General features: G+C 57.6%; 8 protein-coding genes. 5 read left to right on the forward strand and 3 right to left on the reverse strand.

The genetic code is table 11. From position 1 onward, the window contains the following. Positions 1-68 precede the first annotated feature (68 nt). Positions 69-3,641, forward strand: coding sequence for a chromosome segregation protein SMC (gene smc / locus ACIOTL_RS07930; RefSeq protein WP_400342298.1), 3,573 nt, complete (start codon positions 69-71; stop codon positions 3,639-3,641). 74 nt (positions 3,642-3,715) lie between these two features. Then, positions 3,716-5,161, forward strand: a complete 1,446-nt coding sequence (locus tag ACIOTL_RS07935) for a glycosyltransferase family 2 protein (RefSeq protein ID WP_400342299.1) — start codon at positions 3,716-3,718, stop codon at positions 5,159-5,161. 136 nt (positions 5,162-5,297) lie between these two features. Here the strand turns inward: ACIOTL_RS07935 and ACIOTL_RS07940 are convergent, their stop codons facing one another. Together ACIOTL_RS07940 and ACIOTL_RS07945 are read right to left on the reverse strand one after the other, a co-directional pair. Beyond that, positions 5,298-7,367 (reverse strand): cell wall-binding repeat-containing protein, encoded by a 2,070-nt coding sequence (locus ACIOTL_RS07940; RefSeq protein ID WP_400342300.1) that lies wholly within the window; start codon positions 7,365-7,367, stop codon positions 5,298-5,300. A 285-nt stretch (positions 7,368-7,652) separates the two neighbouring features. After that, positions 7,653-8,888, reverse strand: coding sequence for an MFS transporter (locus tag ACIOTL_RS07945; RefSeq protein ID WP_105657693.1), 1,236 nt, complete (start codon positions 8,886-8,888; stop codon positions 7,653-7,655). Between the two features lie 176 nt (positions 8,889-9,064). On the opposite strand from ACIOTL_RS07945, the gene ftsY reads away from it, so the two are divergent. Then, positions 9,065-10,246, forward strand: coding sequence for a signal recognition particle-docking protein FtsY (ftsY, locus tag ACIOTL_RS07950; protein WP_105657694.1), 1,182 nt, complete (start codon positions 9,065-9,067; stop codon positions 10,244-10,246). Between the two features lie 438 nt (positions 10,247-10,684). Beyond that, the gene (locus ACIOTL_RS07955; protein ID WP_400342301.1) at positions 10,685-12,817 is read left to right on the forward strand and encodes an acyltransferase family protein; all 2,133 of its coding nucleotides are present in this window, start codon (positions 10,685-10,687) and stop codon (positions 12,815-12,817) included. A 64-nt stretch (positions 12,818-12,881) separates the two neighbouring features. Here ACIOTL_RS07955 and ACIOTL_RS07960 read toward each other — a convergent pair whose 3' ends face one another. Beyond that, complete coding sequence (locus tag ACIOTL_RS07960) at positions 12,882-13,556, reverse strand: DNA-3-methyladenine glycosylase (RefSeq protein ID WP_400342302.1); 675 nt, start codon at positions 13,554-13,556, stop codon at positions 12,882-12,884. A gap of 96 nt (positions 13,557-13,652) precedes the next feature. Between ACIOTL_RS07960 and ACIOTL_RS07965 the strand changes: the two genes are divergently transcribed. After that, on the forward strand, positions 13,653-14,324 hold the full coding sequence (locus tag ACIOTL_RS07965) for a hypothetical protein (protein WP_400342303.1): 672 nt from the start codon (positions 13,653-13,655) through the stop codon (positions 14,322-14,324). The last annotated feature ends 259 nt before the right edge of the window (positions 14,325-14,583 follow it).

Genomic DNA, 14,583 nt, shown 5'->3' on the forward strand with positions numbered 1-14,583 from the left:
GACAAGGATTGGGTTTGATTGCCCAACCCAACTTTAGCGATTTGGCCCAAACATAGGAACTTCACGCCGTGCATCTCAAGACTCTCACCGTTCGCGGATTCAAGTCTTTCGCATCGGCGACCACTTTTGAGTTTGAACCGGGTGTCACGGCTGTTGTAGGACCTAACGGTTCCGGCAAGTCCAATGTGGTTGACGCGCTGTCCTGGGTCATGGGTGAACAGGGTGCCAAGACGCTTCGCGGCGGCAAGATGGAAGACGTGATCTTTGCTGGCACTTCTGGCCGCCCACCACTGGGACGTGCCCATGTGTCCCTGACAATCGATAACTCTGATGGCCAGCTGCCTATCGACTATGCAGAAGTCACTATCTCCCGCACGCTGTTCCGTACGGGTGGATCCGAATACGCCATTAATGGAAGTTCGTGCCGTCTTCTGGACATTCAAGAGCTGCTTTCGGACTCCGGTCTGGGTCGAGAAATGCATGTGATTGTCGGACAGGGGCAGCTGGACCGCATCCTGCACGCTACCGCTGAAGATCGGCGTGGCTTCATTGAGGAAGCGGCCGGCGTGCTCAAGCACCGCCGGCGCAAGGAGAAAACACTGCGCAAGCTGCAAGCGATGCAGGGAAATCTGGATCGTCTTGAAGATTTGAGCGCCGAGGTTCGCCGCCAATTGGCCCCACTGGGCCGGCAAGCGAAAATCGCTCGCCGTGCGCAGACGGTGCAGCTTGATGTCAGGGATGCAAAGTCCCGTCTTCTGGCAGATGATTTGGTAACACTGAACAACAAGCTTGCACAGGATATTGATGACGAATCCAAGATCCAAGCTCAGCAAGAAGACGCTGCGGCACGTCTGGAACGCATCAAGAAGCACATCGCTGAACTGACTGCCCAGATGGAAACCATTACCCCGCGCCTGGTTCAAATCCAGGAAACGTGGGTTTCGTTGAGCACGCAGGCAGAGCGTTACCGATCGCTTGCCGCGTTGGCTCGTGAACGCGGGAAATTGCTGGAAAGCAATGAAACCCATTTCGATTCCAGCCGTGATCCTGAGCGTTTGGAAGCTCAAGCTGAGCGAATGAGCGAAGAACTTGAGGAACTTGAAGAAGCTCTTGAAGACCGCCACGAGATTCTTGCTGAAGCTGTAGAGGCTAAAGAGCAGGCCGAGGAAGCATCACGCGCCGAACAGCAGCGGATGGCTGCCATGCTCCGTGCCGCGGCGGACCGTCGAGAAGGCATGTCACGGCTCGCCTCGCAGGTGGCTTCCGCACGCAGCCGTGTCGACGTGACCCGGGCCGAAATATCCCGACTCCAGGAAGGCGTCCAGTCCTTCGACTCGGACCTTGAACTGGATTTGCGCTCTCACGCAGAAGTTGCCAGTGATCTTGAAAAACAATTGGCTGGCGAAGCCCAACTGAATATCGATTTTGAGAGTTCAGATCGGGAACACGCAGCATTGTCAGAAGAACACAATGCCGATAGCCAGTGTGAACGCGAGCTATCTGTGCGTGTTTCCGGATTGCGTGCTCGCCTTGAAGCCCTGAAGTTGAACTCCAAACCAGATGATCAGTCGTCACAGCTTCTTGGATCAACATCCGGACTGCTCCTCGGTCGTTTGGGGGAGCTGATTACGGTTAATCCGGGATATGAACAGGCCGTCGCCGCGATTTTGCGTGACAGTGCAGAAGCTTTGGTAGCCAAGAACCTCGGTGATGCGTTGGATCTCATCGAAGACCTCCAACAGCAGCAGGCCAGCCAAGTATTCCTGCACGCCGAAGTTCTTCCAAGTGGTGCAAAGGCTCCTGCGATGCCTAATGCCGTCAGCGCTCGTGAAGTTGTAGCTGCCGATGGCCCGCTGAACAGTTTGCTTGATCAGCTTCTTGTTGGCCATTACATCATTGAGGAAATGAGCCAAGCTCCTGCGGCTTTGGTGCAGAACCCATCTGCGCTGCTCACCACCTTGGATGGCATAACTGTTTCGGCAGTTCGCAGTTCCGTGGGGGACTCAGCAGTTGCTTCCCTGATCGCGCAGCAGGCCTTAGTGGAACAGACGGAAACTGAACTATCCCAGTGCCAGGAAGAACTTTCTACAGTCGAGCAACGATTGGCTCAGCGGGGACCAGAGCTTTCCATCGCTCAGCAACAGCGAGATGAAGCCCAGTCGGCGTTGGCTGAATCTGATGCCACCATTGATGAATTATCCACGTATCTGGCACGTCTTGGACAGAAACTTCGCAGCGCGCGATCGGACAAAGCCAAGCTGGAAGAAAAGCTCGAAGCAACGCTGGAGAAGCTGGAAATCGAGCAGGAATCTCTGGAAGAGATTACCGAGCGCATGGAGCTAGCTTCAACGGATCAAGATGAAGAAACCGTTGATGACGCGGCACGAGCAGCTCTTGCAGATGCTGCAGCCGCGGCACGACAGCAGGAATTAGAAGCCCGGCTTGCCTTGCGCAGTAGTGAAGAGCGCGTTTCTGCGTTGCGTTCGCGCGTTGAGGGGCTGCGCCGCACTGCGGCCGCTGAGCGCAATCACCGTGATGTTGCAGCTCGTCGAGCTGAGCAACGCAAGGCGCAAGCAGCCAATGCGATCCGTATTGAGCAAGCTGCTGAGCGCGTCCTGCGTTTCATTGAAGTATCGGTATCGATGGCTGGCCAAGAACGCGAAGAGCTGGCCGGAAAGAAATCCGAACTGGAATCCATGCTGGGCAGTCAACGCAAGGAAGCGGAGCAACTCTCCGCCGAGCTGGCCCGTCTTGCTGATGCTGTGCACCGTGATGAGATGGCCCGTGCGGAACTGCGGATGCGCATTGAAAATCTTGAGACCAAGGCCCTGGAAGAACTGGGATACACCCCTGATCACCTCATCGCCAACTACGGTCCAGACCAGCTGATTCCGGAGGCCCTCGACGAAGATGACAAGTGGGGCGCGCTGCGGCAGAACGTTGATGAAGAAGGCAATCCTGTCGGCACCCGGGCATATGATCGCGTCGAGCAGGAAAAGCGGCTGAAGAAGGCCGAACGCGACCTGGCGGCCTTGGGCAAGGTCAATCCGTTGGCACTTGAAGAGTTCGCTGCCTTGGAGGAACGCCATAAGTTCCTTTCCGGCCAGCTCGAGGATTTGAAGAAGTCCAGAGGGGATTTGCAGCAGATTATTGCCGACGTTGATTCCCACGTCGAGCGGGTGTTCACCGAGGCCTATAACGACACAGCCGTGCAGTTCAGGCGGATCTTCGATCGCCTCTTCCCAGGCGGCGAGGGCCAGCTGGTGCTCACCGATCCCGAGAATATGCTCACCACAGGCATCGAGGTGGAAGCGCGTCCGGCCGGCAAGAAGATCAAGCGGCTCTCGCTGCTCTCCGGTGGCGAGCGTTCGCTGACTGCTGTCGCGTTGCTGGTCGCCATTTTCAAGGCTCGCCCATCGCCGTTCTACGTGATGGACGAGGTGGAGGCGGCCTTGGACGATATGAATTTGGGGCGCCTGATCACGATCTTCGAAGAGTTGCGCGAGTCCTCGCAGCTGATTGTGATTACCCACCAGAAGAAGACCATGGAAGTAGCTGATGCCCTGTACGGCGTCACTATGCGCGGCGACGGGGTTTCTACGGTGATTAGCCAGAAAATGGAACGAGCTGTGACGACGTAGCTATTGCGGTAAAGTAGGGAATTGCAGGAGCGAGCTTGCTTGCTCTGTAATTCACTGTCTCTACTGAGGATGACATGGCATTTTTCCGTAAACGTATCAATGATAACCCTGCTGTTACGAAGAGTCCTGTGCATCGGGAATCAAGGCAGGAGGATGTCCTCCCGAGCGGGTCGGTGCTCCAGGGACCTTCTCCATTGGTGAGTGTGGTTATTCCCGTTTACAACGCCATGCCATTCCTTACGGAACTGCTTAATTCTCTGGAAGCCCAGGACCTGAAGCCAGAAGAATTCGAAGTCATTGCCGTGGATGATGGCTCGACGGATTTTGGCGGAGAGATTTTGGATGTCTATGCGAAGCGAAATTCGAACTTCATCGCCCTGCATCAAGAGAACAGTGGTTGGCCGGGCAAGCCGCGCAATGTAGGCATTGAGAATGCGCGTGGAGAATATGTTTTCTTCATCGACAGTGATGACCGGCTCGGGCCTCAAGCGCTAAGGCGCATGACTTCATTTGCGCTGGAGCACGACGTGGATGTCCTCGTGCCGAAAATGGTCGGTTTGGACGGCCGGAGAGTTCAAGCGAAGCTGTTTGAAAAAACAATTCTCGATGTCGACTACGACTTTATTCTGCGGACCCTTTCGCCGCAAAAGATGATCCGGCGACGGCTTCTCAATTCGCATGGCATCCGCTTTGTCGAAGAAAAAGTCAGGCTTGAAGATGGCATCGCCATGGTCGAAGCCTATTCCGCTGCTCAGCGAATCAGCATCCTGGGCGATTACAACTACTACGAGATCCGGCTAAGGTCGGACGGCCAAAATATTAGTACGCAGCAAATCGATCCTGCCGGTTACGTAGGTTCTTTGACCAAGATCGCGGAAACTATCGCGACGTACACTGGGCCGGATCTGGAAGTGGCCAGGAAGCGCATTGCCGGATTGTTCGTTCGCAAGGGTTTGCGTTTCTATGACGGACAACGTTTCCTGCGTTATACCGCAGAACAGCGCGCAGCATGGGTGTCGAGCCACAAGAGTTTCTTGGAAACCTTCCAACTGGATAATTCTGCAGCGCTCTTCAAGCCGCAAGAGGCAAAGCTGGTCGATGCCATCCTCGCCGGCGACTTGGAATACCTGGAGCAGCTTGCCCAGAATAAAATGGAAGCTGAGAAAGCGCCTGCAGTTGTTTCGGTCGAGAATACTGCTGAACGCATCTGTCTGGTCGTCGATTTTCCAGTCTCGGGACCGTCGCCAATCGGCATTCATATAAGGGATCGAGACACCGAAACCGTGGCAAGAGGCGAGCTTGCAGTTGACGAAAGCGGATCGCGGCTCACTGCATCTTTCCCGCGTGCCGCCGTGCTTGAATCGATTTCTCGCTTGGGCAACATCTTCATCGAGTATCAGGGCGTTCCTGCAAAGCGGATCAGGATGGGGAAAAGCGTTGCGAGCCAGGAATTCTCGGGTTTGCTGGTCTACGCAACGGCCAATGGATATATGAGCATAGATGCTCGCCAAGCTAAGTAGCACCGCGCTATAGGGAGCCGGGGTGCCAGCCTTCCCTGGGACAGGCTCCCTCCTGCAGAACACAGAGAGGCTCGTAGTTGCCTCAAACAGCAACTACGAGCCTCTGTGCAGCTAGGCGAACCCTAACTCGCAACGCCTACGAACACGTATTGAGGGTTCCGTCATTTCGGTAGGCAACAGTCTCGTCGAGAACCAGCGGACCACCTATGAGCACGTTAGTCCAACCTTCCATGCCGGTCAGCGCTGAGCCTATGGACTTAGGCAGGCAGGACTTTTTAGCCAGCAGCATTGGCGCGCCGTTGTAGCCTGCAGCAACGGCACCGCTCAGTCCGTCGGGGAAGCTCTTGCCGTTGGCAATGAACTGGCGCTGCGCACCATTTGGCCAGAAGGCCTTGGCGATGACAGCACTGGTGTCATAACGCGTTTCTCCGCCGTAGCGAGCGATCCTGGCATTCGGAAGCGCTTTTCGGATCTCGTTTTCCGCATTTCTGGAGATCGCCAGAGGTCCACCAGCCAAGTACACGGTGGAGGGATTCAGGCGCTTGAGCTGCTTCAAGATGGTGCTTGGCACGTATTTCTTGCTGCTCAGCAGCAATGGAGCCTTGCGGTCTGCCGCGACAGCTGCCATGGACAGGGCATCAGGGAACGAGCGTCCAGATGCCACAAACACGTTCTTTGCAGAAGACCAATTCGTAGCAATCTCTGCGCTGGTTCCATAGCGCGTGTTTCCTGCTTCTCGGGATACCGGTGCATACTTCTTCAGCTGCGTGAACGTCTTGCTGCTGACTGCGGTCGGGCCACCTGCAATGATGATGCGGGACGGATTGAGCCGCTTGATTTCCGCAGCCACTGCGCTCGGCAGATAGGCCTGCTTGGTCAGCAACAGCGGTGCATTGTGGCGGTTGGCCAGCGAGGTAACTGATAGTGCGTCAGCGAAGTGCTCGCCGGAAGCCACGACAACAGTTTTGGCCCCGTAGGGGAAGGTGCGCTTGGAGATCGCAACAGGCGTTCCATAGCGGTTGGAGCCAGACATGCGTGATGGGCCCAAGCGGGTCGGCCAGACATCCATATTGCCAAAGTAGCTGGTAGTCAGCTTGTACTGCGTGCTGCGGCGGTTCTTCGCAAAGTCGCGCAGCGACGTCAGATCGCCGTTCCACACGTTGGCATCCACATTCTTCGTTGACCCCAACAAATTGGAGTTGGAAGAATACTGCCAGACATTGAACGTGGTCCAGCCTTCAGGAAGTTCGCGGGGATTCTTCGCAACGTCAGCGGTGGGGAAGATCGAGACGTGCAGTGGCCAGGACTTGAACGCTACAGAATCGCCCGTGCACTCATCCCACCACGACTGGGCCGTGTAGATCATCGGCAGGCGACCGGTCTTGGCCTTGACAGTATTGCCGAAGTCCTTGATCCAGGTAACCAATTGGGAGGGCGTCATGCCGTAGCACATATCGCCCTTGCCCTGCGGATAAGCGGTCTTGTTGTACGGGTTCCACTCGATATCCAGCAGTGGGGGCATGGTGTACCCGTCATTGGTCCAACCGCCACCGTTGGCCATGAATTCCCTGGCCTGAACGGCACCGGAAGAATGGGCAGGCATGGCGAAATGGTACGCACCGCGAATCAGGCCGGCATTGCGCGACTTGGTGTAGTTCTGGCTGAAATTCGGGTCCTTGTACAAGGAAGAAGGCCACGACTGGGTGGCCTTGATGTAGGCGAAACGTGCCCCGTTTGTCTTGGCAGTGGACCAGTCCACGTCGCCCTGATGGCGGGAAACATCGATCCCAAGGGTGCCGGGTGGACGCCAGGTCCGCAACTCATCAAGTGAAGCCGGCGCACCCACCTGGAACGGAACGGATGCCGCAGAATCATTTGACGACAGCTTCGCGAGATCCGCTAGCTCGTCCATGGTAGGGATCGTCGCGTCACCGGTTTCGGCAATTCGCTTGGCTCCCTGGCCCAGCTGGGCATCGAGGTGCTCGAGCTCCATTTCGGCCAGCGCCTTGTCGGCTAGCCGTACGCGTTCTTTCTTGGAAAGATCATCGTCTTTGGACAGTGCCTTGGAAATTTCTTCAGCTGCTGGAGTGGCAATAGCAGCCGGCGCACTTGGTGCTGGCGCCTCGGACTCAACTTCGCTGGTGCTGGTCCCAGTGGCCTCGGCCTCGCGAGACGGCGTAGACGATGGTTCCGGCGCATCAGCCACGGTAGCAGTGGGCGAGGGAGACTGAACAGTTTGAGCGGAGGGCTCTTCTGTTGGCGAGGCGAACCCCGGACCAGCAGAAAGCGGGATGGAAAGTGCGGCTATAACCGCAATTGATAGAGCTTTGGATCGTCGCGTCCGGATAGCCGGCATGGATTCCCCTGAATAATCGAGTGCAAGTGAAATGGCGAAAGCCTTTGCTAGTATATCTACCCGATGTTTCCCGGCAAGATTCCGGGAATTAATATCGCCGCCGATGCCAAGGGAAATCTAAAACTGCGGAATTGCTTAATCGGCCAATTCCACCGGTTTTATGGTCTTTGGAACCAACAGCCAGGCAATCACTCCGACCAGGCCCACGACAGCCGAAATGTTGAAGGCCAATTGGAAGCTGATCATGTCGGCCATGGCCCCGGCCAGCAGCGGGCCGATGATGGAGCCTAGATCGGTGCACATCTGGAATCCGGCCAGTGCCTTGCCGCCGTTGCGGCCGGAACCAATCACGTCAGCCACGGACGCTTGCTGTGCTGGGCCCAGCAGCCCGCCGCCAATGCCTGCCAGGACCGAGAAGACGATGAAGCCAGCCAGGGACGTCGAATACCCCATCGCGCCAATGGACACGAGCAGGACACTCATGCCAATGACCACGGGGATCTTGCGTCCAATGCTGTCTGTCAGGCGACCGGAGAACACCAGTGCGCAACCATTGCCGATGGCAAACACCGTCATGGAGATTCCGGCGGCCGTGGCACCCATGGTTTGGCCGAACACGGCCAAGGCGAAAAGCGGGATCATGCTGTTGCGCACGCCGAACGCCAGCCAGCCGTAGCTGAACCCGGAGAACAATGCCGCCCGGTAGGCGGGGGAGACCAGCGCCTCGCGGGTGGTCACCACTTCAATATCGGAATGCCTTGATCGCGGGTTTGCCGCATCTGCATCCAGATCGCGGCGACGGCCCAAGGCCATGTAGACCACGCCTGCGGCAATCACCAGGGCGGTACCGTAAATCAAGAACGGAATACGCATGCCCAGCGGGGCAAGCAAGGTTCCAAGAACCGGGCCGAAGACGTTGCCCAAGAGGAATGAGCCGGCGTACAAGCCTGAGATGCGTCCACGGGATTTCTCCGGAGCCAGGCGCGCAATTAATGCCATCGCTGAAATGGTGAACATGGTCGAACCGAACCCGCCCAGTCCACGAGCAATCAATAGCTGCGTATAGTCCTGGACCACCGCGCAAAGCAAAGTCGATACCGCAACCAGCAGAACGCCAGTGACGTAGATCTTGGGCTCGCCGAGCTTGCCTACCAGAACGCCTGCTACCGGTGCGAAAATCAAACGGGTAAAGGCGAAAATGCTGACAATAATCGTGGCGGCCGCATTGCCGACATCAAAGCTCACTGCATACTGGGGCAAGATGGGGGCGATGAGCCCGAAACCCAATGCGATGATGAATGCCGCAACCAGCAATACGCTGATCTCTTGGGGGATGGGCGCCTTGGCAGCACGGGTGGTTTTCAATGCCATATCAATTGAACAGATGGTTCTGCCGCTCAGCGAGCAGTAACCCTCAGCCTTTCTGGAACGACGAGCGGGGCTAAGCAACCCACCTGCCAGTCTAGCCTTGAATGCAAAATGTGCTGATGCTGGTGCTGCCTGCCATATGATCCCTAAATCGTTGGAGATATGAGACGATTTAGAGCGTGTCTGATTCGCTTATATTAACCATCATCATTGTCGCGGTTGTTGCCGTGGTGGCCATTGGCGTCATTGCCTTCGTCACCAAGGGCCGCAAGCCCAAGACTCCGTATACGTCAGAGCGCGATGCAGACGACTTGCCAGCTGGCCAGAGCGCTGAGGGCGATACTGATGCCGCAGCGGACACTGCCGGTGCAAGCGATGCGCCTGTCGCGGTCCAAGAGCCTGCCGCACCTGCTGCGCCACAGCTCGATGTTCCAGAACCAGTGCAGGGCCGTCTGGCCCGGCTGCGTGCGCGACTGACCAAATCCAACAGCATGTTCTCCAAGGGCCTGCTGGCCCTGCTCAGCCAAGACTCGATTGACGAGGATGTCTGGGAAGAGATTGAAGAAAATCTGCTGATGGCAGACCTGGGTACCGAGCCTGCGCTTGAGCTTGTTGACGCACTGCGTGAACGAGTGAAGATTGAAGGCAGCAAGGACCCGGCTCGCGTCAAGGCAATGCTTCGCGAGGAACTGCTCAAGCTGGTGGATCCTAGCCTGGACCGCAGCTACCTGCCTGAACCGCATCCGGACCGCCCAAGCATCATCATGGTGGTCGGGGTCAACGGTGTTGGCAAGACCACCACCATCGGCAAGCTGGCGCGAGTACTCGTTGCGGAAGACAAGGACGTCCTGCTGGGCGCCGCCGATACCTTCCGTGCCGCCGCCGCCGAGCAGCTGGCTACCTGGGGCGACCGCGTGGGCGTGCCTACCGTGCGTTCCGAGATCGACGGCGCCGACCCGGCCTCCGTTGCCTTTGAAGCCGTTTCCGCGGGCATCGAGCAGGAAGTCGACATTGTCATGATCGACACCGCCGGCCGCCTGCAGAACAAGGTCGGCCTGATGGACGAGCTGGGCAAGATCAAGCGTGTGGTCGAGAAGAAGGCCACCATTGACGAAGTCCTGCTGGTGCTCGATGCGACTACCGGGCAGAACGGCCTGCAGCAGGCCAAGGTCTTCTCCGAGGTTGTCAACGTTTCGGGTATCGTGCTGACCAAGCTCGATGGCACGGCCAAGGGCGGCATCGTCGTGGCTATCCAGCGTCAGCTCGGTGTTCCGGTAAAGCTCGTGGGATTGGGCGAGGGCCCGGATGATCTCGCGCCATTCAATCCGGAAGACTTCGTGGACGCACTGCTCGAAGGCTAATCGATAATTCCATATTTCCTGATCTCCCCGCCATTTGAAATGGCGGGGAGATCTTGTTTAAGCGGGCGCTGCGCATCTGCAATTCCTGCACAGAGCGGTTTTGTTCCTGTTGGGCCATCGGCGCACACAGGGCTTGGGATCAAGGAAATCTTGCAGTGAGGTCGATCACACCGCCTGATTCCGGGGCCGGAGCTTTCCTTGGAACCCCCGCGGAAAAGATCAAGTCAGCGAGCGAATAGAACTTTCCCGGCGCCTTCTGGCCGCAGCTCGCACAAGGAAGCAGTGGCCAGCGCTACAGAAAACGTCCAGACTACTTGGGTAAAGATGTTTTCTGGGGAAGTGTGTCCCATCAATCTGTACGCACTGCATGAGGGATACTCCGGTTGGTTCTGGATGCCCCCGTGCGGCTAGACCAGCCGGTAAAGGATCCATCCAGAAGTGTCGTCGAACCAAGACCTGCCCATACCAGTCAAGCAGGACCCTCAGCCCAGGGCTTTCCGCATGGACATCCAGGGCCTGCGTGCCATCGCCGTAGGTGTTGTTGTGCTGTACCACTTCTGGGGGCACTATCTGCCCGGCGGCTTCGTCGGAGTCGACGTGTTCTTCGTGATCTCGGGATTCCTGATCACTTCGCATCTGCTCGCCAAGCCGCCGAAGAGCATTGGCGATGTCGTCAATTTCTGGATGAGGCGAGTCAAGCGGCTGATCCCTGCCTCCTTCTTGGTGATCCTGGCCAGCGTCTTGGGCATCTGGCTCTTCGCACCGTCCACGGTGTGGCAGGACTGGGGACTGCAAGCGATGGCCGCGACGTTCTACTTCCAGAACTGGTACCTGGCACTGACCAAGGTCGATTACCTTGCCGAAGGCGAAGCTCCAAGCCCCTTCCAGCATTTCTGGTCCCTGTCTGCAGAAGAGCAGTTCTATTTCGTATGGCCAATTCTGATCGGCCTGCTGATCTTTGCTGCCATCAAGTCCGGAATCAAGCCGGCAACCGCCGCGTTGGCCGGGATCAGCGCCGTCTTCTTGATTTCCTTCGGATACTCGCTATACGCAACCGCGACTGAACCGGGCAGCGCATACTTCTCGACCTTTACCCGAGTCTGGGAATTCTCGGCAGGCGCCCTGGTGGCGGCCTTGGGAACGCGTGCGCATGCGGCCAAGAAGGATGCGATGAGCTTGATCGGGTCGTGGGGCGGAGTCCTTGCCATCGCATTCAGCGCGGTGGCCTTTACCGGGCAGATGCCATTCCCCGGATACATTGCAGCGATTCCCGTATTCGGCACCGCACTGATCCTGCTCTGCCATTCCACGCACAAGTACTCGCCGAACATGTTCTTGAGCAGCAAGCCGTTCCAGTTCTTCGGTGACAATTCCTATGCCATCTATCTCTGGCATTGGCCGCTATTGATCCTGATGCCGTTCATGGTGGATGATTTCAAATGGCCCCAGAAGATCATTGCCCTGGCCTTGACGCTGGTCTTGGCTGTTTTGACGCAGAAGCTTGTCGAGGTTCGATTCCGTAAGTTCATTGACGCCTCGGTACTGCTCACGGCGCCACGCTTCCTTGCCACGGGCAGCCTCGTCTTGGCTTTGGTTGCGGGAGCTTTCTACCTCAACACCGAACGCATTATCAATGACGCCCAAGACGTCGACAAGGCCTTGGCCCAGGTCGAAAAGGAGCTGGGCGAAAACTGCTTCGGTGCCGCGTCGCTCAGTGAATCATGCGGTGAAGCAGTGAATATCGAGACGGCCTACCAGCCGGTGGCTCCCGCCCCGGTAGTTGCGAAGACCGACAAGCCGGTTGTCTACAAGGACGATTGCTTCGCCAGCCAGGACGCCGACTACAAGGACCGCCCGGTATGCAACTATGGTGATGGCAAGATCAAGGTAGCACTGGTTGGAAACTCGCATGCAGGCCAGTGGATTCCTGCCTTGGAACCTATGGCGAAGAAGAATGGCTGGAGTATTGATACCTATTTGGCCAGCCGATGCGCCGTCATGGGCGAACCCCAGGTCTTTGACTCCAAGGCACGGGAAAAGGGCTGCGCTGATTATGGCAGCTGGGTGACCAAGCAGATCGAAAAGGAAGACTATGATCTGGTGATCAGCTCCAACCGCCAGTCCCTTCCGGTTTCCGGATACGAAATGGAAAACACCGCTGAGCCTGCCCAGAAGGCCTACGAAAAGATTCTCCAGGACTGGGCCGGCACCGGCGCCGCTGTAGCGGTCATCCGGGATACGTCCTTCCCGGGGGAGACCGTGGAGAATGTGCCTGACTGCGTGGCCTCCAGCGATGGCGAATTCAGCGAATGCAGTGGCGAGGCGAAGCAATGGATTCCGATGGATCCGCAAGCCGACGCGGTGAAGGCCCTGGATAAGCCGAATATTATCGACGTCGACATGAATGACCAGCTGTGCGAGGACGGACGCTGCTTTGCGGTAGTCGGTGGCATCGTGGCCTATTGGGACCACTCGCACCTGACCGAAACCTTTGCCGAGTCCCTGTCCCAGACCCTGGAATCCCGGCTGAAGAAGGAACTGGATTCGAAGGAACTGTTCCCGGCAGCATAGGGCTTTGCGGCACCTTGCTCGATAGGCTCTGGCTTCAACGCATTAATTGCGTTGCAGCCAGAGCCTATTTCTGATTCCTGATGCCCGTGACTGCCCCAGGAGCATCGCGGCCCAGGCGAAAAGCGGAAACGCTTGGCTCATCGGGCAGCCAGAATCGCCAGGGGAACTGCGGTCCGCCGGCTATCCCCGCGACGCCAACGCGGGGTCCAGTGCGCAAAGCCTCCGGGAGACCAGGGGCAGCATGGAGGGTAAAAGGTGCAGCGAACAGATCCAGCCCGTCATGTTCCACTCTCGTGAGTCCCAATGCGGTGGCCAAGTTCCCCGGTCCACGGGCCAGCTGGATTTCCGGGATGGGGCTGCGGGCGTAGCGGATGGGCCGCTTCTCCAGTCTTCGTGCGTGGGCCAGGTCGGCGCCGGAAATAATTTCGCCAGAACGTATCAGCACCCCGGACGCAGCTCCTGGCGGTGAGCAAACGAAATTCAGGGCGTAGTGCATTCCGTAGGTGAAGTACACGTACGCGTGCCCGGGTTCCAGGAACATGGACGCGTTGCGTTCGGTTTTCCTGTCCTTCGAGTGGCTGCCCGGATCATAGGGCCCTGCGGTTCCCAAGCCCATGTACGCTTCGGTTTCGGTGATGCGCACGCTGACCGGTCCATCACTGGAATCCACGGTGAGTACTGCCCCGAGCAACCGGGGCGCAACGTCCAAGGCATCGGGCAAGAAGAAAGATCGGTCCATGCTTCCAGTGTGCCTGCTCCAGCTAAATTGTCCCCGGCCCCTGTAAGGATCATGGGTACTTGAAACTTGGGGGTTCAAGCAACTCGCACTCGTGAAATGGGGAATGAGCATGAAAGGTTCTTAGCAACTGCAACCGCACTGGCCGGAATTCTATCGCTGGCTGCCTGCGGGGTATCGGCAGAAGAGTTCGAGGCTGCGCAAGCCTCGAGCGCAGCCATAGCTGCTGAAAAGGAAGCACTGCGAGCCCAGCTGGCAGAAACCGAAACGCAATTGGCCCTGGCCGAGGAAGAAGCAGCAGGGCTTCGCGCAGCCGAGGAAGAACGCGCAGCAGCCGCAGAAGCCCAGAAGGCCCGCAAGGCGAAGGAAAAGGAAGACAGGGAAGCTGCGGCCGCGGCGGAAAAAGCCAAGGCCAACAAGGCCAAGAAGGTCACCAAACGGGCTCTGGCGCACATCGTGAAGCAACCGGACTCGCACATCGATGAGAATGTGACTCTCTACGGTTTGGTCACCCAGTTCGACTCCGCGACCGGTCCCTGCACCTTCCGGGCCGAGCTGAGCCACGCGCAGGTGGGCAAATACGACTACGAGCACAATTCGATGTTCACTGCCGGTGACGGCCTGGCGGACTGTGATGCGCTGGATGACATCGTGGCCGAGGACATTGTCCAAATCACCGCCACGGTGACCGGATCCCTGAGCTACGACACGACCATCGGCGGATCCACTACGGTGCCGAAGTTCCAGGTCGTGAAGATCAAGCGGCTGTAGCCGCTGCCGGAGTCCGCCTTGCCAGCCCGGCATCAGCAGAAAGCACTTTCTGCTGATGCCGGGCTGTTCTTTTGACCGTCGGCCAGCAGCACCGTGAACTGTTCGAAACGGCGGCGAAACATTGCCGAGAAGCAAACGTTACCCCCGGCAGGAACTTGATACACAGCGGAAACGAAGCAGCGAGTGTTCGGAAACATCGGGCGCGTTAGATAGTCATAACACCACCGATACACCGAATACCTTGAGGGGAAGTGATCCA

Origin of the sequence: Glutamicibacter sp. NPDC087673 (assembly GCF_044743255.1) — a bacterium.
GTDB lineage: Bacteria > Actinomycetota > Actinomycetes > Actinomycetales > Micrococcaceae > Glutamicibacter.

Excerpts from the sequence above, each read along its gene's own strand:
- ACIOTL_RS07935 (WP_400342299.1), top strand. The coding sequence starts at position 3,716 with ATGGCATTTTTCCGTAAACGTATCAATGATAACCCTGCTGTTACGAAG.
- ACIOTL_RS07945 (WP_105657693.1), bottom strand. The coding sequence starts at position 8,888 with ATGGCATTGAAAACCACCCGTGCTGCCAAGGCGCCCATCCCCCAAGAG.
- ACIOTL_RS07960 (WP_400342302.1), bottom strand. The coding sequence starts at position 13,556 with ATGGACCGATCTTTCTTCTTGCCCGATGCCTTGGACGTTGCGCCCCGG.
- ACIOTL_RS07965 (WP_400342303.1), top strand. The coding sequence starts at position 13,653 with ATGGGGAATGAGCATGAAAGGTTCTTAGCAACTGCAACCGCACTGGCC.